Below are 23,493 nucleotides of genomic sequence, written 5' to 3'. Positions count from 1 at the left end.
CGAGCCAGATGGGGGAGGGTGGGATCTGTTGCCCGACGTCAAAGAGAATCGGGCACCCGCCAGCGTTCGCAACCTAGATCACCGTGAACGAAAGAAAACCCCTGCCGGCTGCGACGGGTCTGACATCAAACCGGCAGGGGCTGCCCCCCAACAGGACACTCCGGGCTTAACACTGAATAACGGAACCTGAAACCCATGCTTCCCCGCGCCCACCGGCGCGGCGCTTTCGCATGGGCTCATCATCAGAAAGGAAACGATATGGATCGCACCGTGCCCACCGGCGCGGCGCTGCTGCTTGCATTCGTCTATGAGACGGAAACCAGCCGCACGCCGCCTGAATGCTATGAAGTGATCTATGGCCACCGACAGGATCGATTATCGAAGCCGCTCACCCGAATGACTGTGGACGAGGTGATTGCAGCGCAGCGCGCCTGGTCGCGCAGTCATGGATCGTCAGCGGCCGGTGCGCCGCAGTTCATTCGCAAAACGCTGATCGGGCTCAAGGAAGAGCTTGGTCTGCGCGGCTCCCAGATACTCGATGCGAACCTGCAGGACAGGCTTGCCTATCACCTGCTGATCCGCCGCGGCTATCACCAGTTCGTCAATGGCGAGATCGATCGCACCGAGTTCGGCCGGCGCCTCGCTGGCGAATGGGCGTCTTTTCCTGTGCTGGATGCCACGCGCGGCGCGCACCGGCACGTGCAGCGCGGCCAGAGCTACTACGCCGGCGACAGCCTCAATAAAGCACTGGTGGCACCGGCGAAGGTCGAGGCGGTTCTGGATAAGGTCTATGCCTTGGCAAACACCAAGGCTTCCGAGCCCGAGCCGCGCCCGCTGCCAGTGGCAACGCCGGAACCCGTTGCGAAGTCGAAGCGCTTCTGGACGTGGTTGCTGACTGGTATCGGCGCTCCATTTGCCGCGCTCGGCAACCTGCACCCGGCGGCACAGATCGCCATCGTGGCGCTGATCGCTGGCTTTGCAATCTACGCGATCTCCAGCATGCCGGCCGTGCGCAAGAAACTGGGGCTGGCGTCATGATCGGCGCCGGTCTTGTCTACAAGGCCCTGTTCTTGAAGCTGAGGCAGGCGCTGGGGCCGGTTCTTCTGGTGCTGGCGCTGGCGGCCGGCATCTACCTTTACGGCCACCACAGGGGGCGTGTGGACGAACAGGTCGCGTTCGCTGCGAAGATCAATCAGGAAAACGAGGAGGCCGGCAATGCAGCTGAAGACTGGCGTGTTCGCTATCGCCGCTGCGCTGAGCGCGGCGGGTTGTTCAACTACGAAACCAGCGCCTGCGACCAGTGACGGGCTCCGCCGTGTGGTCGGCACATCGCTGATAGGGGCGCGAGGCGCGACCGCTGGCGACCAGCGACGGATTGACGAGACGGTGGCCGGTCTGTGCGGGGCGTCGGTCTGGTCACCATCAGAGTGCGCCCGGCATGGGCGTGAGACGCGGGACTGAGGATAGGAGCTGATGCCAGGCAGCACGGAAGCACAGGTAGCGCGGCTCGATGAGCGGCTGAATTCTATCGAGCGCCTTCTGGCGTCGATAGCCGAGGATCAAAAGTCGGCGTCGCAAGGGCGGCGCCGGAGTTATGAGGCGCAGGAACGGGCTGAGCGTGAGATCATCGGCATCACGCACCGATTGGCCGCAGTGGAGAAGAGCGTGGAATCTATCCGACCGACTACGGAAGAGCTTGAGCGCGTGCGTGATCGCGTGGTGTTCGCCGGCCGGCTCGGTCAAACACTGTGGTCCATCGGAAAGGCGCTGATCGCGGCAGCGGCGGGCGCGGCGACGGCCTGGTATGCTTTGACTGGGCGTCCCCCGCCGTAGCATCACAAACTTGGTTGCAAAAATTTACACACCCCGCTGGCTTCGGCTGGCGGGGCTTTTTCTTGCGTTCAGGCTTCACAACCACGGGCCAACTACGTCCAGTGATTTGTGATAGGCTCTCTGTGATCCATCGCTCCCGGAGCCGAGTTTGATGAGTAGCATTTCCAATCCGCAGTTTGTTCGGGTCGTATGTCTCTCGGCGATCTGGCTATTGGGTGCTCCATCTGCTGCGTTTGCCGAGCCGGAGCGGATTACCTTCGCACACAAAAACTGGTCGGACCTTCGTGGCATTCTCAATGTCCTGGAAACGTTCCGGCTGGCCTGTCTCGCAGACCCGGTAACGCAGGAGCTCCCTGCGCAGCTGTTGCCTGAAGGATATCGGGTCGTTTCTTCTAGCCTGCATGCCCTGGGCTTAGAAACTGGCCCGGAGCCCAAGTCGGTGGTTCTTTCCAAGACCGGTGACGAGACGAAGGATTTCGCCGAAGGTGAGCCATTCGTTGAAATGACGTTAGCCTCAGAGGGCATGCCGAGCGGGAAATGCCGCGTCGCGTGGAGCAGGGCTTGGGATTATTCCGAGGGGGTGAACGAGATAATGACCAGCACGGCTGTGCTGTTTGATGCTTGGCTCTCCTATACGCTCAAGGCCGTGCGCGTTTCACGACCGCAGGATGGCTTTAAGCCGTCAGAGCGGCACAGCCTGGTCAGCGAATGGGCAGTGCCGTGCTTTAGCGGCAGCTGGTGCCGGGTGGCTGCACTGCTTGAGTTGCAGCAGGATGAAGGCATTCGCCTTTCGGTCAATCGGAGTGCAGAGCCGGTGGGGCCGCAAGGTGCCAATTGATTCGCGACGCAGAGCATTCTTCCCATGGAAGACCCCAGCTGCATTCCACTGACCGGTCGCGGTTTTTGACAGCTTTGTTGCACTCCCGATCTGGCTGGCGGTTAGCTACCCCATGCGGCCAATCTACAGTCATCCTTTTCGCGCCCCAGGAGGACACATCAGACCGATCACGACGCCCGCAGTTGAACATCGCCCACGGGGGCAGACCGTCAGGACTTCAGTCGGGGCGATTACGTTTTGAGGATTGCCAATGGGAGTTCGATCGTGACGACGAGTCCCTCCGGCCGCCAATCGCGTGTCAGCGTCGCATCCATCGCCAAAGCGAGGTTTTGCGCCAACTGACTTCCGAAGCCTGAGGTCTGTTCGCCATGCAGTTCGGGACCGCCGGTTTCGGACCAATCGATCCGGACTTTTTCGGCCTCCACATGAAGTCCGATGGCCAGTTGACCATCAACAACGGACAACGCGCCGTATTTGGCCGCATTGGTGGCCAACTCGTAAATCAGAAGCGCGATGTTGGTGGTGGCGTGGCTGCCAACGCTGACATGATCTCCCTCAACTTGAACACGACCTCCCTCGCCATAGGGGGCGAGAACCGTTTTGATCAATGCAATAAGGTCGCCGCGGGAATTTTCTCCATTGTCCGTCGACCAGCCGCTCGTCGTTAGATCATGGGCCCGTGCGAGTGCCGATAAACGGTCACGAATGGCGCTGGCCAGCGTCTCCGGCGTCGGGTTTTGCCGAGCTGTGAGGGTGACAATGGACGTTGCCACCGCGAAGAGGTTTTTAACCCGATGCTGCATCTCTCGAATGAGCAGGCGCTGGGTTTCCTCAGCCATGCGGCGTTCAGATATGTCGCGCGCAATTTTTGATGCACCTATGATGGTGCCGGTAGCATCGCGGATGGGGGAAATCGTCAAGGAAATGTCGACCAGTGATCCATCCTTGCGGCGGCGCACTGTCTCGAAGTGATCGACTCTTTCACCGCTTCTTATCTTGGTGAGGATGCGCGGTTCTTCATCCAGCCGCTCTTCGGGAATCAGTATAGTGATCGGTTTCCCGATTACCTCGTTCGCCGCGTAGCCAAAGATGCGCGCGGCGCCAGGATTCCAGCTCTGAATACGCCCGGAGAGGTCTTTGCTGATGATGGCATCGTCCGACCCCTCAACGATGGCCGCAAGCCAGTCGCGCAGATCGGGATTGTGCAGTGGAAATACACCGTCAGTTCGGTTTGCCTGCTCCATCGTAATCTCCCGATCCCCACTTTCACGCCCCTCGATCACATGGCGCGGGTGGGAGTGAAACGATGTTCTCATTGACGCTTATACGCATACTCTTTGAATGGTGCGGGATCAACATGCACAGGGTACAAGCTCCGCAATCCGCCTGATCGGAGGCTGGGCTAATCTGAAAGAGAGCGGCATCTGCGGCGATGGGACGATCATTCCGGCACGTCCGGCGGGTCGACGATCATAAGCTTGTCGTCGGGCAGGGGGCGTTGCAGCTTCTTTGCTTCTTCCCATGGCTCGGTCAGCCATGCAGTCATTTCGTCTTCCGTGGTCAGGATGACCGGCATTGCCTTCTTGTGGACCGGGGCAACGACACTGTTGGGTTCCGTGGTCAGGAAGCCGTAGACCTCGTGATCGCCCGGTTCCTCGCGCGCCATGCGCTTGCCGTGCCAGGGTGTCCAGAGGCCGGCGAAGACGAAAAGCGGCCTATCTTCATTCAATGCGAACCATGCGTTCGGCGTTCGCTTGTCGCCTTCCTTCTTGCTGGCAGGATCGGGCTCGGCGAAGCTCGTGACCGGCACAAGGCACCGGCTATCCGGCGACAGCCATTTTCGCCAGTGGGCGGATGAAGTGTTTCGAATGTTCGTGACGCCGCTGTCGTGCTTTCCCTTGATGAACATGGGCGGTGTCGGCATGCCCCATCGGGCGCGCACCATTTCCCGTTCTCCATCCTCGCCTAAGCGAATGATCGGCGCATAGCGGTTCGGATAGACCTGCAGGGACGGCTCGTTGAAGGCGTACTCCCGCGTCGTTTTGATGAAGTCGCGGATCGCCTGGCGCGTCGAGGTCATGTTGTAGAGATTGCAGATGGTCGCCTCCCATTCAGATCGGCCGGCCTAGAGCCAGGTGGTGATGAAGGTGGGGTTTGCGTGGATGTCGATCATCTCCAGCCGGTCAGGCCCCATGTTCTCGAACCGGTGCGGCGTGTCGGCCGGCGCCACGAGGATGTCACCTTCGGACGCAATGACGACCCTGTCACCCACGAAGAAGCGCGCCCGGCCCCTTCTGACAATGAATGTCTCGGCATATGGATGGGAGTGAAGCGCCGGGCCGTATCCGATCGTGTCCGTTTCGTTGAAGATGATCGAGACGCCACTGCCGGTTTCCGGCCGCTCCCATTCACCATTCCAGCGTTCCGGATCCGGGCGCCATGTCAATTCATCGGTGGAATGCTCGCTCATTGACCCGCCCGATCGTCACCTTGGCCATTGGTTGATGACCATGATGATATTGCCGCGGGTGTTTTGGCAACTCCTGCATTTCAGGCGCTTTGACAGGTCAGTGGGCATGGCATCCTTGCCATAGCGCCGCTCAAGAGCCTTCCTGTCGAGCTCGCCTATCGATTTGCATCGCCGGCAGACGGCTCCGAGCACGTAACAGCGCTGGATGTCCTTCAGACGGATAAAACCGTCACGGGTGAAGAAAACCACCTCTGACAGGTGGAGTGGCTTGAACTGGCGCATATGGCGACTCCGAAACACATTTGTCGCACCGTTTCATTCTTCATCGAAGCGCCGCCTATCAAATCGAGCCTGTCCGGTTGTCGTGCATTTTGTCATGCGTGCAGTTCAGTATAGAATTCGATTAACCGTCTATCTGCTCCATGCCGACCAGAATGGTTTATGGGTTAAAGTCGGCATAGGGATCGAAAAAGCCAAGATAAATCAGCCGCACGACAATACCGTCGTCAATGATACCTTCGGCCAGGTTCTCAGAGATGCGCTGCAGGACGACCACCACATCGAGCCCATGTCCCACTGACGCCTTTTCAAGAAGGACGACCTCTGTGGCATCGTCATCCGTGATGAAGGAATGAAGGTTTCCCAATTCATGTTCACACGGTTCGGGATATTCAACCAGATCGTCTGTTGTCGGATCACCGTCAGGCTCAAGCACCACACGGCATCGTTTGCCGGCATACTCCAGATCAAAAACGTGAACTTCCTGGATCGCCTTTTGAGCGCTGGTCGACGCTGAAACGGCCAGCAATGTCAAACCACACAGAAGCAACCGCACAAAAAGTTTGCAACGCATATCGCGCATCCTCACGAATTCAAGACTTCGTCACAGCGTGAGAGACTGAACGTGCCACCAGAGTCCGATAGCGGCTGCATGGAGGTGATGACTCCGCCTGCATCTGTCGAAATGGATAGCTCGCAATAAACACGGATTTCTTGGTAGGCGGGCTTTGGTGCATTGAATATCTCGTCTACATTGACGTTAAACGATGAGCTGCTTGAACGTGTTCTGGTGATGGTCGTGTTTGCGTCGGGCTGCGTAACTGTTGTGGTTGAGCGTGACGAGGTTTGTCCGAACCCATTGTTGGGTTGATGCAGCGACGGCTTGTTGAGCGGCCGGCGTAATGTTTTTTCTCCGCCGCGCCATCTGTATAGCTTCCCGCCATCCCCACGCTCAAAGCTCCTGTAGGGAGCGCCGTAGAACGCAAAGAACTGGTCACTGCTTCTCCCTACCCATTTCACGGCTGCTTTTTGGGTCGCTTCCTCTGCTGTCGTGCAACCCGCGATCGCGGCAACAAGTGCAGTTCCAAACAAAAACTTGAGTTTCATCCCGATCTCCCTATCTGCCCCTTATGGCTATTCGTGCAAGCCACTGCGCTCAAGCGTTGGGCAATTGCGGAATGTCCACATTGATTTGCAATTCGTCCTAAAATTGGTTCTTCTTGGGGGCTAATAGAGACCGAAGCACCATCATCAGATGACGATCCTTCCGGACACCAGTTCCTGCGATGCGCGGCTCCCGCACTCCATGTTCAGCGTGAACGTTCTTCCGCAGGCTGAGAAGTTCGCAATGTGGCGGGAGAGCATCTCGACTGTTTTTCAAGTGGATGCGGACAAGCAGACGCGAAATCACAGTTCGTTTCACGCGTCACTTTCGGCATTCATGCATGGTAGCCAAATGTTGGTGCGAACATCCTCGGTGTCGCAAAGCTGGGAGCGCAGCGATGCGCTGATCGGCCGCGACGGGATGGACCACTACATGATCCAGCTCTATCAACAAGGGGTCATGCAATACAGCCACCGCAACGCTCAGCAAGAAGTTCGCGCGGGCGATTTAATCATGTTTGACAACGCTCAATGCATGAGCAGTGAAACATCGGATCTGACAACACTGACGCTGATTGTACTGCGCGCCGATCTCGCGCCGCTGCTGAACAGACCTGATGACCAGCACTTGCGCACATCACCATGAACGAACCGGTTGCGCTGATGCTGCGAAACCATCTTCTGCTCATGCATGAATTGTCAGCCAGTTTCACATTGAGACAGGCGGTTTCTCTTAATCCCGCATCGCTTGCCCTGATCGCTGCGTGCCTCAATGCACCGGAGGAGGTTCCTAGAGAAAGCAGCGGGATGCGGGTAGCCAAATTGGTCGCGATCAGGCGGTTCATTGTTCAAAATTTGAACAACCCAGGGCTGTCTCCCGAGTTCATTGTCCGATCCCTGGGGATATCGCGATCAAAACTGTACAAATTGTTCGAAGAAATAGGCGGAGTGGCGAGCTTCATCCGCGATCTGCGCCTTCGGCAGGTTAGGATGATCTTGGCGGACCCGACACAGGATCACAAGCAACTTAAAGAGGTTTGTAAGGAACTTGGTTTCTCAAACGATTCCGCATTCTCCAGACGGTTCAAACAGCGCTACGGGATGAGTGCTTCCGATTACCGGCGCGATGGACGAAACTTATCTCTAAATACCTCAATAGCAGATTCAGTAGATCGCCGATGGGAAGATTGGATTCGCACATTGAGTGATTGATGAGTTCGAATTGAATTGCAGATCGTCAAGATCTAAAAATTTCCCCTCGATCAAAGTTGAGTAAGAAGGCTCGTCTAAAACCGGCGGCTTTTCCGATCATGAAAGCTCCCCGGGCGGACATCATCGTCAACGGGCGCTTCGTCGCGTTCTTACTCAGTGAACGCCTGGTGTCTGGGACCTGCGCGCAAAAATCCCCAACTGATCGACTCCTCCAACGCCTCGATGCGCCCCAGCAGGTGGTCGCGTTCGCCAAGAAGCGCGATCACCGCCTCGCGCGGATCGCCTCCACAGGCCTCAATGATGGCGTCGGCCGCCGGCTCGCAAGGATCGGCTTCGGGCTGCGGTTTCACTGAATGGTCCACGCGCCATTTCCTGTCAGGCCATTCTTCCTCATCTCATCGGAATGTTTTTCATCCAGCTCGATGCACCGGGTGGACGGCAGGTCAGCCTTGCCGGTGGCAAAGCGCTCAAGGATTTTCTGCTTGGCGTTCTCATCGTCCGGCAGGAGCGAGGAGAGACCGTCCGGCTTTCCGAACCAGCGCCACGGCTCGACGCAGATGTGCATCACCCAATCGATGCGTTCGAAGCGATAGGTGCAGCCGGAGCGCTCGATAAGGCGCTCGACGGCTTGTTCAATAGACAGGCCCGATTCGTCCTCGAACCCGTCGTTATCTTCCATGTTGAAGACGGTGTAGGTGGTCATCTCATTTCTCCATCAGAAGGCCGGATCGTAATCCAGCCGCCCTTGACGAGTCCAGTGTTTGTTCTCTAATTGTTCCAATTATGGGAAAGAAGTCCTATCGCATCAATCGGCTCGGAAACCTTCTCGAAGACGCATATCAGGTGCTGATTTTCTGCGCCGCTGAGCGTGAAGGAAGAACTTGCGGTCACTCCGCCTATCTCGATCTCGAATATCTGAGGCGCCGTTTCGGCTTAGAGTTTGAAATAATGCACCATACGGTGGTGCCGATGTTGCGGTGCTCCAAGTGTGGTGCGAAGGGGGTGCCTTACCGTGGACCGATCCGGTTGCAGTTGCGCGTGCCTGAGTAGCCAGTTTATCTCAAAACTGATCCTTGGATGCAGCCTCCAGCGGAGTGAGAGAGCGTTTGGTCGGTTTGCCGCATCCCGCGCGCTATCTCGCGTGGAGCACAGATTCTTTAAGAGCAGAAAAAGGGGATGACTCTAAAGGTCGTGGCTAGATCAGCGCGTTGGCGCGGGCCCATCGGATAAGCGCTTCGTTGACAGCGTGATCCAGGGATATCTCTTCGTTCTGCGCATACCGGGTCATGAACCGCTTCACATATGGAGTTAGCGTTGCACTCTGCCCATTCTGCACGATCTGCATCAGTTTTCCTGCTACTGAAAGCATTTTGGTGCGTCGCATCAGGTGGTGCTGTTCATCAAGGCGGTTGGCGATCGCAATTAGATCGCACGACACAGCCATTATGTCGTCATGCATGGTGGACTCGTATAGTGAGGCAAGCAAAAAAAACGGGCCGCTCGATAAGAGCGGCCCCCCGGGAATTCAGGAATTCTCGTTCAAGAAATCGTCCACTTCTTTCCTGGCTTCGTCCTTTGTCTTCCCGTATTTCGCTTGGAGTTTTCCTTCCAGCGCCTCGCGATTACCGTCCATCTCCGCCAATTCGTCGTCGGTCAAATCGCCCCACTTGGCCTTGATGGTGCCGGTCATTTCCTTCCATTTTCCTGCCAGTTGATCCCAGTTCATAATGTATCCTTTCATGTTGCTGCGAGTTCTGGAAACTGCGGTGAACAGTGCAGAAATGGATCACCGCTGCACATTTACGATGCGGTTGCCGCTCAAGCGCGAGCGAGGGAAGGCGCTTGCCTTCCTCCGCTGGGCTTTACTTTTCGTATGCTGGAAGAGCCTCAAGCGCTTCTTTCGAAGACTCTATGAATATCTGGACTTCGTCCCCATTCTCTTTGCGCAGAACCGTCAATTCGTCGAAGCTCACGGCCACAGGCTTCTCGCCAATTCCCAAGAATCCGCCCACATCGATCACCGCCCGGTCGATGGCGCCATTGCTGTCGAGAAGCAGCGAACTGATTTCGCCGACGTCTTCCCCATTTACGCCGTAGACACGTGCGTCTGTGAGCATTTCGGCGGTCAAACCTGATCGATCAGAACGGGCATATCCTTCTCGCTCGACCTTTGGCGCCACGAGTGCCATTGGCTTCTGAGAAGAGCCCATTTCGGTTTTCGATCTGGTCATCTGGCGCTTGAAGCTGGGTGCAGCCTTCAGGGCCTCACTTGACGAACGCACCACGAGGAAGATGTCCTGCGGGCTATCCGCTTCGCGCATGACGTGGATTTGGTCCATCGTCAAAGCCACGTCTTTCTCTCCGATTCCGAGAAAGCCACCGACGCCAACGATCACAGCCATCACGTCGCCGTCCTGCGAGATCACCAGGTCGTTGATCTCACCGATATCGTCCCATTCTGCTTCAGCTGCCACCATCGTTTTTCCGGCAATGTCGACGTCGCTTCGGCATTGTAGACGCGCATTCCAATGAACTCTGATGCCATCAGGTCGGATTTTTCGACGGTGTAATCAATGAAGCCAGACATGGGAGATTCCGCGAACGCCGATGTTGCCATGCTGAGACATAAGGCCGTGGATATCATGAGGAATTTCATCGTTGCTGAGTCCTTTGTTTTGGCGCGGCGGCACTATGCCGACCGGCAGGACCTGATCCCCTTAACTCCCCCTCGCCGGCGCTTGAAGCGATCGGTCAGCTTCATGAACACTGCTTTGGGATGTAGACAGGTGGTCAGAGCCGGCGATTGGTTTATCCGATGAGCGAAATGCCGCAGCATCATTTGACATAGGAAGCCGCACTTTTGGCTTTGCCGCGTCTATGTCATTTCAGGTAGGGATATTTGATCACCTGTTTTAAAACGCCGTACGAGGACAATTCAGACGTTCTGCTCTCGAGAGACGCTAAAAGTGACGACCAAATGCGATTATTGCACCTTGCGCCGGAAGGCGCTCTTCGACCCGATGTCGCCCGAGGACGTCGCAGCCATGCAGCGCTTCAAGGTAGGGGAACTGGTGGTAGATGCGGGTACGCAGATACTGATGGAGGGTTCGAACAGTCCTCAATTATATACAGCCCTTTATGGGATGGGGTTAAGGTATCGGTATCTTGAGAATGGTGAGCGCCAAGTCATCAATTTTGTCTTTCCTGGGGATTTTCTCGGCCTCCAGGCGGGCTTGATGGGGGAAATGGGTCACTCCGTCGAAGCAACAACAAGAATGACCCTTTGTGTGTTCAAGCGCAGCGATCTTTGGTCGTATATGAGTGCGGATCCTCAACGAGGCTTCGAGCTTGCCTGGCTTGCCGCAGTGGAAGAACATTTTCTCGGTGAGACTCTGACAACCGTCGGTCAGCGCACTGCATTGCAATCGGTAGCATGGGCATTTGTTAAACTATACCAGCGGCTCAAGGCGTCGGGCAGTAGCGACGACGGGGTCTTTCATTTCCCATTTAAGCAAAGAGATCTAGCGGATGCTTTGGGACTTTCGCTCGTGCATACGAACAAGACGATCAGGAAGCTCAAGGAGCGGCAATTGATCACCTGGATCGGTGACAGGATCACGATACATGATATGCCGGCGCTCGCGCGCACAGGTTTGACGACACTGGTGGAACCGAGAACGCGTCCGATTATGTGATAGCGAGTTGGTGTAGTGCCCGGAGCTTGCGTCACTGTCCCAATTTTGGGGTAGTTTAGAGGGCGACAGCGAGAGCAATGATGAAATTCTCCCGAATTCCCGCGCATGTGAGGCAACCAGGGTGCCTGCAAATATGTACGGACAGCAGATGATAGCCTGGATTGGTGACAGAAACCTGACAGAAACACCGGAACATATCGTGAAGTATCTGTCGTGTTTCTCGTCTAAAACCCACGCTTTGCGCGGTTTATATGTTCATTCACTCCCTTGGTAAGGGAGAGGTCGAGAGTTCAAATCTCTCCGGCAGCACCAGCTTCACAATCCATTCATGGAAGCCTGTTCGCGGTTCACCGCGCCGGGGGTGGTTGCCTGCCTTTGACACACCCTCAGCCCGTAACGGTTACCCGTTGAATCACCCAGGAATATTGCCAAGACCGCTGTTCTCATCAGGATGAGCCAGGTTTGGTCGGCGTTCGATCATGAAGGGCACCACTTGCGGGTATCACATTCTTTTCGGCGAAACGACTGGCACAATTGATAGTTCTTTGCGGGAGCGCGAGATGGACAATCTGCCGTGGGTGCAGAAGGGGCATCAGGCAGTTCAAAAATGCCGACCGAAAACGACCGATCGAAGAACGGATCAGGTCTCTGGACGGTATCGCTCTGCGGCACTGGCGCTTTCCTCAGGTGGCGAATCTGCTTGGTCTGCGCGGCATCTCCGTATGGCTTAGCATTGCGATGGCCGTCGCCGTGACCGTCGCCCCTGCTGAAGCACAGGTTCAGCGAAGCTTTCTCAACCTTGGCTTTGAAGCGCCCAGCATTAACTGCAGTTACGCCCACGTGACCAGCGGAGCGGTTGAGGGCTGGTCAACAACCCATGCTCAGATGGGCGGAAACTGCGGCTACGGGACTGGCCCTCTGATTGAGATTTGGCGGAGCGGTTTCAACGGTGTGCCATCGCGGTCCGGGTCACAACATGCCGAACTCAATGCCCGCCAGAACTCCCGTATCTATCAGACTGTGTGTCTGCTCGAAGGCGATCAAATCGACTGGAGGTTCAGTCACCGTGGGCTTTCAGGCACCGATGTTATGGATTTCAGAATCGGAACCGCTGATCGGGTTGTTCGGGCATCAACAAGCAATGCTGGTGTCGGCAGCCCTAGCCTTTGTGGCAGTGGTGCCGCCATCAGCGACGCCACGTGTACCTCTGTCCAGACAAACACCTGGAGAGATTATTCGGGCACATTCACCTGGACCGGCCCCACCAGCCTTCAACAGTTCGGTTTCGCAGCTGTTTCCACTTCGGATGGCAATCCAGATACAGGCAACCACATCGACGACATTCAGCTGCGCATCGACCCTCTGATCGAGTTTGCGCAGAGCGAGACCGCCTACCCGGAAAGCGGGGAGGACTCGAATCTGCCCAAACTCAGGGTGAGCGGATACCTCGAAGACCCGCTTACGGTGACAGTGAATGTGGTCGGAGGGACGGCGGAACTCGGCAATGACTACACAACCCCCGGCGGCGGGTCGACTTTCACCGTTTCCATCCCGGCAGGAACGTATTCCGCTGCAGATTTCGACATGGGTGTCAGTGTGATTGAAGACACTCTGACAGAGGAAGACGAGACAATCGAGTTCGAACTCGTCGAGGGCAGTGGCTATATCTTGAATAGCACCCAGACCTGCGGTGGAGCTCCGATCGCTCTGGGTACGCACACAATTCAGGAAGAGAAAATCGAGCTCACCAATGTGGTGACACTCAACGATGCGAATGGCAACGGGGTGCCCGATGCCGGCGAGACAGTTTCATATCAACTCGGAGTGACCAACACCAGTTCGGTTGATCTGAGCGGGATTTCAGTCGAAGCACCTCTTCCGGGCATTCCGGTTTCCGGCGGTCCCATCAACCTTGCGGCAGGCACATCGAACGACACCGCTTTCTCGGCTACCTACACATTGACCCAGGCGGATGTAGATGCGGGATTCTCGAAAATCAGGCCATTGTCACAGGGAATGTCACGGCCACCGGCCATGAGATCCAGGACCTTTCCGACGACCCCAGCAATGCCACAGACGAGGATCTGGAGGATGATGGCGATCCGGACGACATAACCATACTCAGACTCACAGCCAATGGCGAACACACGCTTGAGAAACAGGCTGTGCTTATCGATGCCAATGGCAACGGGCAGCCTGATCTCGGCGAGACGCTCGAATACACCTTCACCGTCGTGAATACCGGCAATGTAACGCTTTCCGACATCGAAGTGACGGACGAAAAGGTCAATGTTACGGGCAGCCCGATTTCGTCGCTGGGGCCGGGAGAGACAGATTCGAACGTCAAGGGCACCTATGAGCTTACGCAGGCCGATATCGACGCTGGTGAGGTCGAAAACAGTGCCGAGTCCACCGGGTCGGACCCGAGAGGAGACCCGGTTCATGCAACATCCTCCCCGCCAGGCGGCAGCCCGGGCGACAAGACGGTGACACCGCTTGATCAGAACAGCGATATGGATCTGATCAAGAATGCAGAGCATCAGGATGCCGACAATGATGGGGTGATCGATGTTGGTGAGACGATCCTCTACACATTCGCGGTCAAGAACACCGGCAATGTCACGCTGACCGACGTGACCGTCGAGGATGAAAAGGTAGATGTTGAGGGCGGTCCCCTTGCAAGCCTGGAGCCAGATGCAGAAGACACGACCACCTTCAAGGGCTCCTACATCGTCACGCAGGAAGATGCGGATGCCGGCACGATAGAGAACGTCGCAGAAGGCAAGGCAAAGAACCCCAAAGGAGAAGACGTGACCGTCGACTCCCGCCCGCCAGGCGGGGAACCGGGTGGTGCTACCGAACTCGACATTCCGAGCTTTCCCGGACTGAACATTCTGAAATCGGCCTTGTTCGACCTTGCTGACGATACGAATGGCAATGGTTACCCCGATGCAGGTGAGCTTGTTCGCTATAAATTCGAGATCAAGAATACGGGGAATGTGACGATCTCGAACATCACCGTTGATGACCCACTGGCGAACACGAGCGGTGGACCGATCTCAGCTCTTGCTTCTGGTGAGAGTGATGGTGAGACAATTTCAGCAACGCATGTGCTGACTCAGGACGATGTCGACGCCGGTGAGATCACGAACCAGGCAACCGCGCGTGGTGAGACGGTCGCGGGTACACCGGTGACTGATCTTTCCGACGACCCGGAGAACACGGAGGATCGCGACCAGGACGGCGATGGCGATCCGGACGATCCGACGGTTCTTCAGTTGCCTCAGAATCTATCGCTGGCACTGGAGAAAACGGGCACGTTTCAGGGAGCGGAAAGCGGGCTGGCACAGCCTGGCGATACCATCCTCTATTCGGTAACGGTAACAAATGACGGTAATGTCACGGCATCCGACGTGCAGCCGCACGACCCCGGCCCGACATTCGCTGGCAGGCCGGGAACTGGCTCGCTTACAGCTTTCACACCGACAAGGGCCAATATAGGGCCGGACAAAAGCACGACGTTTTCGGCGACCTACAAGCTGACGGCGGCAGACATTGCGAATGCTCAGGATGTCGAAAATGGCGTTCAGAACTCGGCAACAGCAACAGGTACGGGGCCGAAGGGAGACGAAACGACGTCGCCGGAGGTCACCGCAGTTCTCAACCTCCCGGGCTACCTGATCAGTAAGACAGCCGAATTATCAGAGGTCCAGCGTGGTGGCACGGCGCGCTACGTGATCCGGGCCAAGGGAATCGGATTTGATGCACCGAGCGTGGTCGACGTCGTTGACGAGATACCGATCGCATTTGCGTATGTTTCTGGCTCGGCCATGCTTGGAAACACTGCGCTGACACCGAAAATCGACGGTCGCCGGCTTACCTTCGAAGACATTACGCTGAATCCGGATGAAGAGGTTGAAATCACACTGGAGCTCCGCGTGACTGCGGCGGCGAAACCCGACACATACATCAACCGGGCGTGGCTGGAGGATGCCGACGGGCAGATGGTCTCGCGCGTTGCCACAGCCGAAGTTGAGATCATGCCGGAACCGCTTTTCGACTGTGGTGACCTTCTGGGAAAAGTGTTCGATGACAGGAACCGCAATGGTTATCAGGACAAGGGGGAGCCCGGTCTGCCTGGTGCCCGGGTCGCAGCCGTGAAAGGGCTGCTTGTCACGACGGATGATCACGGCCGGTTTCACGTTGCGTGCGCAGACCTTCCCGACCAGCGCATTGGAACGAACTACATCCTGAAACTCGATCTGCGGTCACTTCCTTCCGGCTATCGTATCACGACGGAGAATCCCCGGATCGCTCGCCTCACTGCAGGCAAGGCAACTGAATTTCTTTTCGGTGTCTCCATCGGGCGGATTGTGCGGGTTGATCTTGCCGCGGGTGCCTTCGAACCCGGGGAGAAAGAACTGAAACCGGAGTGGCGTTCGCGTGTCGACCAGTTGATCAACCTGCTCGACGAGGAGCCGTCGGTAGTGCGGCTGTCCTACGCGGGCGAAAGGGATCGACTGGCCAGACAGCGGTTGGCGGCGATTCGGCAACTGATCGCAACAGAATGGCGCAACATTGGCGCACGCTACAGGCTGGAGATCGAGACACGCCTGCAGACATCGAATGAGGAGTGAATGGGTGAGGGGAAAGGCGAAATGATGCTGCTGGAGCACGATACGCCAGCGCGACTTGACGCCTTGACCATCGAGGTATAGGCAGCGCTCATGGCTCGTACTTCAACTTCACTTCGTCCTGTTTCCCGGCCAGCGCCCGATTACACCGACCCGGCCTACTGGCAGGGAACGATCAAGATGTCGTTGTCCAAGTTCTTCGTTTTGAGCGTGCTGCATCACAGGCCGATGCATGGATACGAAATTGTCCAGGCCGTCGAGAAAACGACCAATGGCTGCTGCAGTCCCACCGAGGGCACGGTCTATCCCATGCTCAACGAGTTCGAGGCCGGGGGGTACCTCTCCTCGAAACGCGAGGTCGTTCAGGGCCGGGAGCGGAAGATCTACGGGCTGACCGACAAGGGGCGTGAGGCGTTCCAGACCGCTGTCGCGGCCTGGCTCGAGGCCACGGACTGCATCCTTGCCGGCAAGGCCACCGCCGATGCCCTGCAGCATTCACAGCGGCGGGCACGTTCCCCATGAGATCGTTTTTTTGCATGTATACATCGCCCATCGATGCATCGATAGCCGATGTCTTGAGGGAGAGCCTCTGCCTGGGCCTCCCTTCTCGTCAACTCTGTCGAAAGAAGACTGTCAATGAGACTTCGCACGCTTCCCGATCCCGATTTGCTGCCGGCACTCGACCGCGACCATGCCGTTGAAAGACCTGCGAACGGGCTCCCGGAAGGACTGCAGCACCCGCCACGCATTCTGCTGCTTTACGGATCGCTGCGCGATCGGTCCTACTCCCGCTTCGCCGTGGAGGAGGCAGCGCGCCTCGTGCGTTTCTTCGGCGGCGAACCGCGCATCTTCGATCCTTCCGATCTTCCCCTTCCGGACCAGGTGAGAGGCGATGACCATCCGGCGGTGCGCGAGCTGCGTGAACACGCGATGTGGTCAGAAGGCCAGATCTGGTGCAGTCCTGAAAGGCACGGGCAGATCACCGGCGTCATGAAGGCGCAGATCGATCACCTGCCGCTAAAGATGGGCGGCATGCGGCCGACCCAGGGGCGGACACTCGCTGTCATGCAGGTCTCGGGTGGCTCGCAGTCCTTCAACGCCGTGAATACGCTGCGCCTGCTAGGACGCTGGATGCGGATGTTCACCATCCCCAATCAGTCGAGTGTGGCGAAGGCTTTTCAGGAATTTGACGGGGACGGAAGGATGCTTCCGTCCAGCTATTATGAGCGCATCGTCGACGTGGTTGAGGAACTCGTGCGCTTCACGATTTTGCTACGGCCGCATGTGGATCTTCTGACCGACCGCTATTCCGAGCGCAAACAGGCCGGGCGAAAGCCGGTTGATGCCAGTCGTGATCTTTCGGCAATCGCCGTGGCTCCGCAGGAGAAAAAGACCGGGACGTGACAAATCGATCTGGCTGATAGCCACCCGCTTGTCAGTCATAGCAGGGGTCGGCCAGCCTGCGGGCCGGCTTGGCGGTCACGGCTATTGAAAAGCAGACGGGCAGCCCAACTCGGGTAACCCTGCGTGTCCGGATATGGCCCGGGTCGGCGCTGAAACCTCCCCGCCGGCAAAAGAAGAGGCCCGCAGCCGATCCGGCAGCGGGCCCTGATGTTCCTGTGTGGTGAACTGCGGCCTACTTGCGCAGTTCCGCCTCGATCTTGTCGAGCGCCTCGGCCTTGCCCATGCCGGTCAGGAAGGCGAGCGTCACAATGGACGGCACGCCGAGGTCAGACGGCAGCTGCGTGGTCGAAACGATAAGATCCACGCCGTTCAGCTCGGAGCGCACTTCCGTGGCCTTGCACTGGCGTGAATCAATGGTGATGCCGCGTTCCTTCATGGCCTCGGTTACCGCGTTGGCCACCACTGTCGAGGTGGCAATGCCGGTGCCGCAGGCAAACAGGACGGTCTTCTTGCTCATGGGTCTCTCCCGATCAATTGGGCATTATTTCAGAACCGCAGCGACATCATCAAGCGACGATGCCTGCATGAGGCCAGAAATGGCTTCCTTGCTCTGGATGGTCGCCATGATTTCCTGCAGCATTTCGATCTGCCGGTCTTTGTCGTTGAGCGCCATCAGGAAGACGAGACCGACTTCGACTGCCTCATCCGGGTCTTCCATGTTTGCGAAGGTTACCGGCTTTTTCAGTGTCGCAAGAGCAATGCCCGGCTTCAAGACATGTTCCGGATCGGTATGCGGCACCGCCACATTAACCGCGTGGCCGAGCGGAAGTCCGGTCGGCATCGTGGCTTCGCGGGCGAGAACCGCATCGGCAAAGCTGTCTTTCACATAGCCAGCATCCTTGAGCTTGCCGGCAAGCAGTCGGATGACAGCCTCACGGCTATCGGTATCGACCCCGAGGACAATCGCCTCGGGGTCGATGTGGTTCATAAGGGCTTCAGCCATTCACTAACCTATTCAGCCTTGTTGTGCAGTGGTTTCGTCGTCTTCCGCACCGGCTGCCCGTTCCCAGGCCAGCGTGTTGCGGCGATAGAGCCAGAAGCAGGCCGCGATGATGGCGGCGAGCACACCCAGCCCGGCAGCGCCCAGGTTCCGGATTGCTGCGATAACCACGTAGGAAATCCACAGGAAGCCGTCGACCACCGAGGTGATCTGGACCGCATTCTCAGGCATCTCGAAGCCCGAATCCACGGCAGCGCTGGTGAACAGCGGTGCAAGCGCGTTTGCCACATAGAAGCCGGCGGCAAGTGTCACCGTGCCGACGATCACCATGCGGAACACGTTGCCACGCAGGAGCGGCGCCGTCATTGCGACGATGAACGGAATAACCGCCAGGTCGGCAAACAGGATCACGCGGTTGCCCGGCAGGACGACCGACAGGATGATGGCGATCGGCACGAGGATGAGCGATGCGGAGATCGCGGCCGGGTGACCGATGAGGATCGCCGAGTCGAGACCGACCAGAAGCTCGCGGTCACCGGTGCGCTTGCGCACGAATTCCTGTGCGGCTTCCGACACGGGAAGCAGGCCTTCCATGAGGATCTTCACCATGCGCGGCAGAAGCAGCATCACGGCGGCGAGCGTCATGCCCGTCTGCAGAACCTTGGACAGGACCACGCCGAAATCGCCGGCATTGTAGTAGGCGACCACACCCAGCACGAGACCGATGATCAGGCCGAGCACGACCGGTTCACCGAAGACGCCGAAGCGGCGCTCAATGGTTTCCGTCGAGATGTTCACCTTGTTGACACCGGGAATGCGCTCGATGATCCAGTTGATCACGATGGCGATCGGCAGGATCTGGGCAGATGCCAGATGCGGCACCGAAACGCCGGGAATGCCATAGAATTTCTGCACGGCACGGGCCGACCAGTCAGCGAACAGCAGCGAGAGTGCCGCCATCAGCGCCGCAACAACAAGGCCGTAGGCAAGGCTGCCCGTGGCAGCCACGGCAAGCGAGCCGATAAAGGCAAAGTGCCAGAAATTCCACACGTCGACATTGAGCGTGCGGGTCATGCGCGTCATGAGAAGCGCGATGTTGACCGCAATGCCGATCGGGATCACCCACAGGCCCACCGACGAGCCAAAGGCGATCGCGGCAGCAGACGGCCAGCCCACATCGACAATGTCGCGCTGAATGCCGGTATTGGTAACGATGGCCTGCGCCACGTCGCCGATGGAGCCGAGCATCAGCCCGAGAACCAGATTGATGCCGATGAAAGCTACGCCAATTGTGACGGCGGCACGGAATGCCTTGCCGATCTTGGCCCCCAGCACCGCGGCGATGACAAAAATGACGATGGGCAACAGAACCGTTGCCCCAAGCGTATCAACGGCCGCTTTAAGGCCGCTCAGGAATGCGTCCATTTTCCTCCCCCTGAATCCCTGCTCATAATCATTCGCGATCAGAACATTTGTTTCTCAACGTAGACGCAAGTTTATGGCGCGCGGTCACTTTGCTGTCAATCGGCGAATCCGCGCGAAAAAATGCGCGGGACCCCAAAAAAATGCACTTCCTGATTTCCTCATAAGTGGCGTTTTTTGGAAGATACAACCACAAGATGAAATCAGAACGGATGGGGCGATGATGCTCTCTGGTTACAACTCATTCACCCGGCCTGCATCGGCGGGTCCACTCGCTTCTCCTCCGTAACAAGCGGAACAGGAATTCACTTCACATCCTGTGAAGTGGCCGCCAAAGCCGGCCCTCCCGCCCCCCGGGTCGGCTTTCTCCCAAAGCCTTGCCTCACTTTCTAAAAGTGCAGGTGAGGCTTTGGGACCCTCCATATGCATCGGCTCGTGTGTCTCGCGTGACTGGCCAAACTCACCGGACCTGCCCGTGCCCGCAAAACCTCTCATTGATCACGTCTCGATCTGCCGGCTCCTCGATGAAATGGCTGAACTGGGATTCTCCAGCGCCGAAGTCGACATCATGCTTGTCCGACAGGGTGCGGTGGATCTGGACGTTCTTCAGGAATGCAAACGCAACCATCCCGTATTCAGCCGCGCATCACGCAGGAAGCGACGCCTTCTACGCATCAAACACTAGGAACGATACAGCCGGCCACGCCACTTTCGCGGTTGTGCGGTGCCTGAACGCTTCATCGTTTCACGAAACCGAGAAAGCGGCCCGGATATCCGGTTCCCGCAGTTCCGGGCAAAACCCGGTTACCACGCTTCTTGGACTTGCCCTGGATTATTGAAACCATCCCCACCGTGCTGTGACGGTTCAGCGACAGGTGCAGGAGTTCAGGTGCTCAGTGCCTCGTCGGTGTGGCCGCGCCTCCTGCTTTGGCGCGGCCGCATTTCAAGTTCGCCTGAACGCTTCCTTTAGTTCTCGGTGTTGTGTGAGGCCACCGTGGCGTCGGTCTGATATTGCGCCAGGGCGCCTTCATATCCGAACAGGGCCGCTGCCACTGTGGCCGCAGCCGTTTCGACCAGTGCAGCCTTGCCGGCAGGTTGAAACGTCTCCTTTACAAGAGAGGAGGCCTGTACCTCCCGAGACGCCGAATCCAGGAGATGCCAGTAGATCCGTACCTCGTCTCCTTCTATCTGAACGCTTGTCAGCAGTTCGTACACATCGCTTTCAGCACCGAACATCGCCCTGATCCGGGAGACGACCGTTTCAAGCTTCTCATGCGGACGCACACCGACAGAACGCACGGCCCTCTCACGGCCGACATTCAACCACAATGCATCGTTCAGCATCTCGGCAAGCTGGCTGGCGCTGGCATTTGCCTGGCTGGTCCGCGCGGTATCGAGCACGAGCACAGGGGCGGCTCTGCGGTTCGCATGGTTGGCGGGATCCAGCCAGAACGGGGTCGCAACCGACAGTGCAAGGCCGAGGGTGGCAACGAGCCCGGCGCCCACCATCAGGGATCGTGATCTGGAAAAATGCCGGGAGGCGAGCGCGACGAACATGTTTCTCGGGCCTCGCCTTTCAAAGACCGGAACATAGGCTCCCAGCGGTATGGAGATGTGGACAGGGTCTGTTTTTCCGGGCCCTGCATAGTAATCGCGCAGCGACTTTCGCAGTTGTCCCGCTGCGATCCGGACGATGGGATCGACCGTTGCGTCAAAGCTGGCATCCCTGCCAAAGACGTCGACCGCAATTGTGAACGCCTTGATCCGGTCGGCGCGCCCTGCGAGCGTTTCCTCGACAACGAAACGCAGGAAGCGCCTGTTGCGATCCGATGCCCGGAAGTCCGGGCTCTGAAGAAGCGCGTCCAGAACCACAAGCTCTTCCTCTCCAGTGCTCCCATCCCCCGGTGATATAATCTGAGATCTCTCCTTTCTCTCCTGTTTCGACACCCCGTTCCTGTGTGTTTCAGCCTCGTATTTCTGCAGCATTATCTCTCGCTTTTCGCAAGTCCGGAGGGTGCCCGGCACATCTGAAACATGGTCCGCGCGGCCCTCGCCAATCTGGATTTTCGTCTTGTACGCAACAGGAGCGCCATGCAGTCGTCGGGCAAAAGCGGGCGCATCCCCGCAGGGGTGCCGCCCGGAAGATGCCGAAACGATACGGTGAAATTGCTGGCGTGCTCCAGCGACACCGATGGCTTTTGCTCGAACAGACAGCACAGGGAACGCAAAACTGAATTGAATTATCCCGGACGATACGGTTATCGCCGACGCTTCAAACAAGCATTCGGCGTGGCTTATGAACAAGTAAGCCGTAAGCCCACGCAGGTGATTTGGCGCACCATTCAACGCTTTCGAGTGCGTTTTGGCGCAGTTGCTGGGCAACATACGTATCTGGCGATGGCGGCTCATAAGCCGCTGGACGCGATAGCCTTGTGCGGGCGTCTTCAGACCGACGCTTCGGTGGCACACCTGTCCTCCAGATCAGGCGACCGGACCGGGCCGCAGCATCAGATGCAGTTCGCGAAATGGTGGCCAAAGTGGCTGTCCCGCTGCCTGCCCCGCTGCCTGCCCGGGAGTTTGGGTGAGCGGGATTTCCAGTTTCCGGAACCAGTGCCTTCAGGTCGGGACTGAAACCCTGTCTAAGCTCCAGTCGGCGTGGGGGTGGAAGCTGTCATCAAGGCCTGTGGGATCGGTGTCGTGCGTTGCGTGTTGATCGCGGGATGCCGGATACTCAGTGGCGGCAGAGCGAGCCCCGAGGGGAGGAAACCATCTGTCCAGTAGCACAGGGAGGCGCTGGAACGGTTTCCCGTTTAATGGAAACGCCGCTCGGTAGTGTTCCTCCGTTTTCCCGCATTCATGCGGACGCAGGCTCTTGGGCCGCCAGAGAGAAGCGCCCGGTGCAGACGGTAGCTTCAAAATGAGAGCGTGGATTTAAGTGTATGTATTTTTATCGCAAATCGTTGATTCGGATTTTGTGTTCTGGGGGGATTAGAAAATCTTTTGTTGATATTGATGTCACGTAACGAACTATTGTCACGGGTAATATGTTCAGGGCATATCGGGGGCGCGCCTCTATCAGGAGGAATTGTTCTCCGCCGTGCGTGCTGAATAAGTGTCATTTCGACCGGGGGCTTAAATGATCGTCGAATTTCCGCAAGAACCGGAAATACAGTCTTTGCCTGCTGAAATGCAGAAGGTCCCCCGACTTCCCATCCTTACGGAGCAGACCTGTGCACCGGCGCGTGGCAGATGCTGAAACGCGCATTGGATGCCGGCTGTCCTGCACTGAAATCTGAAAGTTGGGCCTGCTGCGATTGCATCTGCCTTCGTCTCCCGCTTCCCCGGATATCTCTCGAGGTCGAATGGTGGGGTTGAGGGCTGTTCGAAGGATCGCACGGGGAGCCTTGGCGTGGGGCGTTGCAGTGCTCGTTGCGCCTACGCCCACTCCTGCTGCTGAACTAGCCTGCACGCCGGTCCGGGGTTTTCTCATTGCGTTCGCATTACTGCTGAAGCGGCTGATCAGACATTCGCAGTGCCGTCCGGCGTAAGTGTGCTGCATGTCCTGCTCTGGGGGGCGGGTGGCGGCGGCGCGTTCTCCGGCG

General features: G+C 57.7%; 29 protein-coding genes. 15 read left to right on the top strand and 14 right to left on the bottom strand.

Annotated features, from left to right (window positions below; genetic code table 11):
- The first annotated feature begins 258 nt into the window (after positions 1 to 258).
- The 5 genes from JCM21793_RS10935 (at position 259) to JCM21793_RS10920 (ending at position 2,671) form a co-directional block, all read left to right on the top strand.
- Entirely contained in the window at positions 259 to 1,038 is a 780-nt protein-coding gene (locus JCM21793_RS10935) for a lysozyme family protein (RefSeq protein WP_025030383.1), read from the top strand.
- Entirely contained in the window at positions 1,035 to 1,304 is a 270-nt protein-coding gene (locus JCM21793_RS25355; RefSeq protein ID WP_051556165.1) for a hypothetical protein, read from the top strand. Before JCM21793_RS10935 ends, JCM21793_RS25355 begins: the two co-directional genes overlap by 4 nt.
- Positions 1,216 to 1,461, top strand: a complete 246-nt coding sequence (locus JCM21793_RS30250) for a hypothetical protein (RefSeq protein ID WP_025030382.1) — start codon at positions 1,216 to 1,218, stop codon at positions 1,459 to 1,461. Before JCM21793_RS25355 ends, JCM21793_RS30250 begins: the two co-directional genes overlap by 89 nt.
- Before the next feature lie 12 nt (positions 1,462 to 1,473).
- Positions 1,474 to 1,833: a hypothetical protein gene (locus tag JCM21793_RS10925; protein WP_025030381.1), complete on the top strand. Its 360-nt coding sequence runs from the start codon at positions 1,474 to 1,476 to the stop codon at positions 1,831 to 1,833.
- A gap of 151 nt (positions 1,834 to 1,984) precedes the next feature.
- The gene (locus JCM21793_RS10920) at positions 1,985 to 2,671 is read left to right on the top strand and encodes a hypothetical protein (RefSeq protein WP_025030380.1); all 687 of its coding nucleotides are present in this window, start codon (positions 1,985 to 1,987) and stop codon (positions 2,669 to 2,671) included.
- A 230-nt stretch (positions 2,672 to 2,901) separates the two neighbouring features.
- Here the strand turns inward: JCM21793_RS10920 and JCM21793_RS10915 are convergent, their stop codons facing one another.
- From JCM21793_RS10915 to JCM21793_RS29215, 6 genes are all read right to left on the bottom strand, one after another.
- Positions 2,902 to 3,915, bottom strand: coding sequence for a PAS domain S-box protein (locus JCM21793_RS10915; protein WP_025030379.1), 1,014 nt, complete (start codon positions 3,913 to 3,915; stop codon positions 2,902 to 2,904).
- Positions 3,916 to 4,112: 197 nt separating this feature from the next.
- Positions 4,113 to 4,769, bottom strand: a complete 657-nt coding sequence (locus tag JCM21793_RS10910; RefSeq protein ID WP_025030378.1) for an SOS response-associated peptidase — start codon at positions 4,767 to 4,769, stop codon at positions 4,113 to 4,115.
- Positions 4,770 to 4,796: 27 nt separating this feature from the next.
- Positions 4,797 to 5,141: a cupin domain-containing protein gene (locus JCM21793_RS10905; protein ID WP_025030377.1), complete on the bottom strand. Its 345-nt coding sequence runs from the start codon at positions 5,139 to 5,141 to the stop codon at positions 4,797 to 4,799.
- 15 nt (positions 5,142 to 5,156) lie between these two features.
- Positions 5,157 to 5,423 (bottom strand): hypothetical protein, encoded by a 267-nt coding sequence (locus JCM21793_RS10900; protein WP_025030376.1) that lies wholly within the window; start codon positions 5,421 to 5,423, stop codon positions 5,157 to 5,159.
- A 157-nt stretch (positions 5,424 to 5,580) separates the two neighbouring features.
- Positions 5,581 to 5,994, bottom strand: coding sequence for a hypothetical protein (locus JCM21793_RS10895; RefSeq protein ID WP_155983423.1), 414 nt, complete (start codon positions 5,992 to 5,994; stop codon positions 5,581 to 5,583).
- An 11-nt stretch (positions 5,995 to 6,005) separates the two neighbouring features.
- Entirely contained in the window at positions 6,006 to 6,527 is a 522-nt protein-coding gene (locus JCM21793_RS29215) for a hypothetical protein (protein ID WP_155983422.1), read from the bottom strand.
- 148 nt (positions 6,528 to 6,675) lie between these two features.
- Between JCM21793_RS29215 and JCM21793_RS10890 the strand changes: the two genes are divergently transcribed.
- From JCM21793_RS10890 to JCM21793_RS29210, 3 genes are read left to right on the top strand one after another with little or no spacing between them, the layout of a single operon-like run.
- Positions 6,676 to 7,170, top strand: coding sequence for a cupin domain-containing protein (locus JCM21793_RS10890; RefSeq protein ID WP_025030374.1), 495 nt, complete (start codon positions 6,676 to 6,678; stop codon positions 7,168 to 7,170).
- On the top strand, positions 7,167 to 7,736 hold the full coding sequence (locus JCM21793_RS10885) for a helix-turn-helix domain-containing protein (RefSeq protein ID WP_025030373.1): 570 nt from the start codon (positions 7,167 to 7,169) through the stop codon (positions 7,734 to 7,736). Before JCM21793_RS10890 ends, JCM21793_RS10885 begins: the two co-directional genes overlap by 4 nt.
- A 56-nt stretch (positions 7,737 to 7,792) precedes the next feature.
- Positions 7,793 to 8,089 (top strand): hypothetical protein, encoded by a 297-nt coding sequence (locus tag JCM21793_RS29210; RefSeq protein ID WP_155983421.1) that lies wholly within the window; start codon positions 7,793 to 7,795, stop codon positions 8,087 to 8,089.
- Here the strand turns inward: JCM21793_RS29210 and JCM21793_RS10875 are convergent.
- The 4 genes from JCM21793_RS10875 to JCM21793_RS10855 all read right to left on the bottom strand — a co-directional run bounded on the left by JCM21793_RS10875 (position 8,083) and on the right by JCM21793_RS10855 (position 10,213).
- Positions 8,083 to 8,439, bottom strand: coding sequence for a hypothetical protein (locus JCM21793_RS10875; RefSeq protein ID WP_025030371.1), 357 nt, complete (start codon positions 8,437 to 8,439; stop codon positions 8,083 to 8,085). The two genes, JCM21793_RS29210 and JCM21793_RS10875, sit on opposite strands and share 7 nt — an antisense overlap.
- Before the next feature lie 492 nt (positions 8,440 to 8,931).
- Positions 8,932 to 9,195, bottom strand: coding sequence for a hypothetical protein (locus tag JCM21793_RS10865; protein ID WP_025030369.1), 264 nt, complete (start codon positions 9,193 to 9,195; stop codon positions 8,932 to 8,934).
- 66 nt (positions 9,196 to 9,261) lie between these two features.
- A complete protein-coding gene (locus tag JCM21793_RS10860) occupies positions 9,262 to 9,462 on the bottom strand; it encodes a CsbD family protein (protein ID WP_025030368.1) in 201 nt (66 codons plus the stop codon).
- Between the two features lie 136 nt (positions 9,463 to 9,598).
- Entirely contained in the window at positions 9,599 to 10,213 is a 615-nt protein-coding gene (locus JCM21793_RS10855; protein ID WP_025030367.1) for a PRC-barrel domain-containing protein, read from the bottom strand.
- Between the two features lie 489 nt (positions 10,214 to 10,702).
- On the opposite strand from JCM21793_RS10855, the gene JCM21793_RS10845 reads away from it, so the two are divergent.
- The 5 genes from JCM21793_RS10845 to arsH all read left to right on the top strand — a co-directional run bounded on the left by JCM21793_RS10845 (position 10,703) and on the right by arsH (position 17,469).
- Positions 10,703 to 11,431, top strand: coding sequence for a Crp/Fnr family transcriptional regulator (locus JCM21793_RS10845; RefSeq protein ID WP_025030365.1), 729 nt, complete (start codon positions 10,703 to 10,705; stop codon positions 11,429 to 11,431).
- A gap of 687 nt (positions 11,432 to 12,118) precedes the next feature.
- Positions 12,119 to 13,546 (top strand): CLIPPER-2 domain-containing protein, encoded by a 1,428-nt coding sequence (locus tag JCM21793_RS10835; protein ID WP_025030364.1) that lies wholly within the window; start codon positions 12,119 to 12,121, stop codon positions 13,544 to 13,546.
- A 50-nt stretch (positions 13,547 to 13,596) separates the two neighbouring features.
- A complete protein-coding gene (locus JCM21793_RS10830; RefSeq protein WP_025030363.1) occupies positions 13,597 to 16,068 on the top strand; it encodes a CLIPPER-2 domain-containing protein in 2,472 nt (823 codons plus the stop codon).
- Between the two features lie 90 nt (positions 16,069 to 16,158).
- Positions 16,159 to 16,587: a PadR family transcriptional regulator gene (locus tag JCM21793_RS10820; RefSeq protein ID WP_244423473.1), complete on the top strand. Its 429-nt coding sequence runs from the start codon at positions 16,159 to 16,161 to the stop codon at positions 16,585 to 16,587.
- A 114-nt stretch (positions 16,588 to 16,701) separates the two neighbouring features.
- Positions 16,702 to 17,469 (top strand): arsenical resistance protein ArsH, encoded by a 768-nt coding sequence (gene arsH, locus JCM21793_RS10815; protein ID WP_025030362.1) that lies wholly within the window; start codon positions 16,702 to 16,704, stop codon positions 17,467 to 17,469.
- A 232-nt stretch (positions 17,470 to 17,701) separates the two neighbouring features.
- On the opposite strand, the gene JCM21793_RS10810 is transcribed toward arsH, so the two are convergent.
- The 3 genes from JCM21793_RS10810 to JCM21793_RS10800 are packed head-to-tail and all read right to left on the bottom strand — an operon-like array spanning position 17,702 to position 19,894.
- The gene (locus tag JCM21793_RS10810; protein ID WP_007008973.1) at positions 17,702 to 17,986 is read right to left on the bottom strand and encodes a PTS sugar transporter subunit IIB; all 285 of its coding nucleotides are present in this window, start codon (positions 17,984 to 17,986) and stop codon (positions 17,702 to 17,704) included.
- A 24-nt stretch (positions 17,987 to 18,010) separates the two neighbouring features.
- Positions 18,011 to 18,472, bottom strand: a complete 462-nt coding sequence (locus JCM21793_RS10805; protein ID WP_007008972.1) for a PTS sugar transporter subunit IIA — start codon at positions 18,470 to 18,472, stop codon at positions 18,011 to 18,013.
- 12 nt (positions 18,473 to 18,484) lie between these two features.
- Positions 18,485 to 19,894, bottom strand: coding sequence for a PTS galactitol transporter subunit IIC (locus JCM21793_RS10800; protein ID WP_025030361.1), 1,410 nt, complete (start codon positions 19,892 to 19,894; stop codon positions 18,485 to 18,487).
- A 472-nt stretch (positions 19,895 to 20,366) separates the two neighbouring features.
- On the opposite strand from JCM21793_RS10800, the gene JCM21793_RS29820 reads away from it, so the two are divergent.
- On the top strand, positions 20,367 to 20,576 hold the full coding sequence (locus JCM21793_RS29820; RefSeq protein WP_162129851.1) for a hypothetical protein: 210 nt from the start codon (positions 20,367 to 20,369) through the stop codon (positions 20,574 to 20,576).
- Between the two features lie 281 nt (positions 20,577 to 20,857).
- On the opposite strand, the gene JCM21793_RS10790 is transcribed toward JCM21793_RS29820, so the two are convergent.
- The gene (locus JCM21793_RS10790) at positions 20,858 to 21,763 is read right to left on the bottom strand and encodes a hypothetical protein (RefSeq protein ID WP_025030360.1); all 906 of its coding nucleotides are present in this window, start codon (positions 21,761 to 21,763) and stop codon (positions 20,858 to 20,860) included.
- Positions 21,764 to 21,982: 219 nt separating this feature from the next.
- Between JCM21793_RS10790 and JCM21793_RS29200 the strand changes: the two genes are divergently transcribed.
- The gene (locus JCM21793_RS29200; RefSeq protein WP_155983419.1) at positions 21,983 to 22,522 is read left to right on the top strand and encodes a hypothetical protein; all 540 of its coding nucleotides are present in this window, start codon (positions 21,983 to 21,985) and stop codon (positions 22,520 to 22,522) included.
- The last annotated feature ends 971 nt before the right edge of the window (positions 22,523 to 23,493 follow it).

Origin of the sequence: Nitratireductor aquibiodomus NL21 = JCM 21793, from assembly GCF_000615975.1 — a bacterium.
GTDB classification, from domain to species: Bacteria; Pseudomonadota; Alphaproteobacteria; order Rhizobiales; family Rhizobiaceae; genus Nitratireductor; species Nitratireductor aquibiodomus.
This window is presented reverse-complemented; position numbering and strand designations above follow the sequence as displayed.

What these genes read in the sequence shown, in the direction of transcription:
- JCM21793_RS10935 (WP_025030383.1), top strand. Translation starts at nt 259, where the DNA reads ATGGATCGCACCGTGCCCACCGGCGCGGCGCTGCTGCTTGCATTCGTC.
- JCM21793_RS25355 (WP_051556165.1), top strand. Translation starts at nt 1,035, where the DNA reads ATGATCGGCGCCGGTCTTGTCTACAAGGCCCTGTTCTTGAAGCTGAGG.
- JCM21793_RS30250 (WP_025030382.1), top strand. Translation starts at nt 1,216, where the DNA reads ATGCAGCTGAAGACTGGCGTGTTCGCTATCGCCGCTGCGCTGAGCGCG.
- JCM21793_RS10925 (WP_025030381.1), top strand. Translation starts at nt 1,474, where the DNA reads ATGCCAGGCAGCACGGAAGCACAGGTAGCGCGGCTCGATGAGCGGCTG.
- JCM21793_RS10920 (WP_025030380.1), top strand. Translation starts at nt 1,985, where the DNA reads ATGAGTAGCATTTCCAATCCGCAGTTTGTTCGGGTCGTATGTCTCTCG.
- JCM21793_RS10915 (WP_025030379.1), bottom strand. Translation starts at nt 3,915, where the DNA reads ATGGAGCAGGCAAACCGAACTGACGGTGTATTTCCACTGCACAATCCC.
- JCM21793_RS10905 (WP_025030377.1), bottom strand. Translation starts at nt 5,141, where the DNA reads ATGAGCGAGCATTCCACCGATGAATTGACATGGCGCCCGGATCCGGAA.
- JCM21793_RS10900 (WP_025030376.1), bottom strand. Translation starts at nt 5,423, where the DNA reads ATGCGCCAGTTCAAGCCACTCCACCTGTCAGAGGTGGTTTTCTTCACC.
- JCM21793_RS10895 (WP_155983423.1), bottom strand. Translation starts at nt 5,994, where the DNA reads ATGCGTTGCAAACTTTTTGTGCGGTTGCTTCTGTGTGGTTTGACATTG.
- JCM21793_RS29215 (WP_155983422.1), bottom strand. Translation starts at nt 6,527, where the DNA reads ATGAAACTCAAGTTTTTGTTTGGAACTGCACTTGTTGCCGCGATCGCG.
- JCM21793_RS10890 (WP_025030374.1), top strand. Translation starts at nt 6,676, where the DNA reads ATGACGATCCTTCCGGACACCAGTTCCTGCGATGCGCGGCTCCCGCAC.
- JCM21793_RS10885 (WP_025030373.1), top strand. Translation starts at nt 7,167, where the DNA reads ATGAACGAACCGGTTGCGCTGATGCTGCGAAACCATCTTCTGCTCATG.
- JCM21793_RS10875 (WP_025030371.1), bottom strand. Translation starts at nt 8,439, where the DNA reads ATGACCACCTACACCGTCTTCAACATGGAAGATAACGACGGGTTCGAG.
- JCM21793_RS10865 (WP_025030369.1), bottom strand. Translation starts at nt 9,195, where the DNA reads ATGCATGACGACATAATGGCTGTGTCGTGCGATCTAATTGCGATCGCC.
- JCM21793_RS10860 (WP_025030368.1), bottom strand. Translation starts at nt 9,462, where the DNA reads ATGAACTGGGATCAACTGGCAGGAAAATGGAAGGAAATGACCGGCACC.
- JCM21793_RS10855 (WP_025030367.1), bottom strand. Translation starts at nt 10,213, where the DNA reads ATGGTGGCAGCTGAAGCAGAATGGGACGATATCGGTGAGATCAACGAC.
- JCM21793_RS10820 (WP_244423473.1), top strand. Translation starts at nt 16,159, where the DNA reads ATGGCTCGTACTTCAACTTCACTTCGTCCTGTTTCCCGGCCAGCGCCC.
- arsH (WP_025030362.1), top strand. Translation starts at nt 16,702, where the DNA reads ATGAGACTTCGCACGCTTCCCGATCCCGATTTGCTGCCGGCACTCGAC.
- JCM21793_RS10810 (WP_007008973.1), bottom strand. Translation starts at nt 17,986, where the DNA reads ATGAGCAAGAAGACCGTCCTGTTTGCCTGCGGCACCGGCATTGCCACC.
- JCM21793_RS10805 (WP_007008972.1), bottom strand. Translation starts at nt 18,472, where the DNA reads ATGGCTGAAGCCCTTATGAACCACATCGACCCCGAGGCGATTGTCCTC.
- JCM21793_RS10800 (WP_025030361.1), bottom strand. Translation starts at nt 19,894, where the DNA reads ATGGACGCATTCCTGAGCGGCCTTAAAGCGGCCGTTGATACGCTTGGG.
- JCM21793_RS29200 (WP_155983419.1), top strand. Translation starts at nt 21,983, where the DNA reads ATGCAGTCGTCGGGCAAAAGCGGGCGCATCCCCGCAGGGGTGCCGCCC.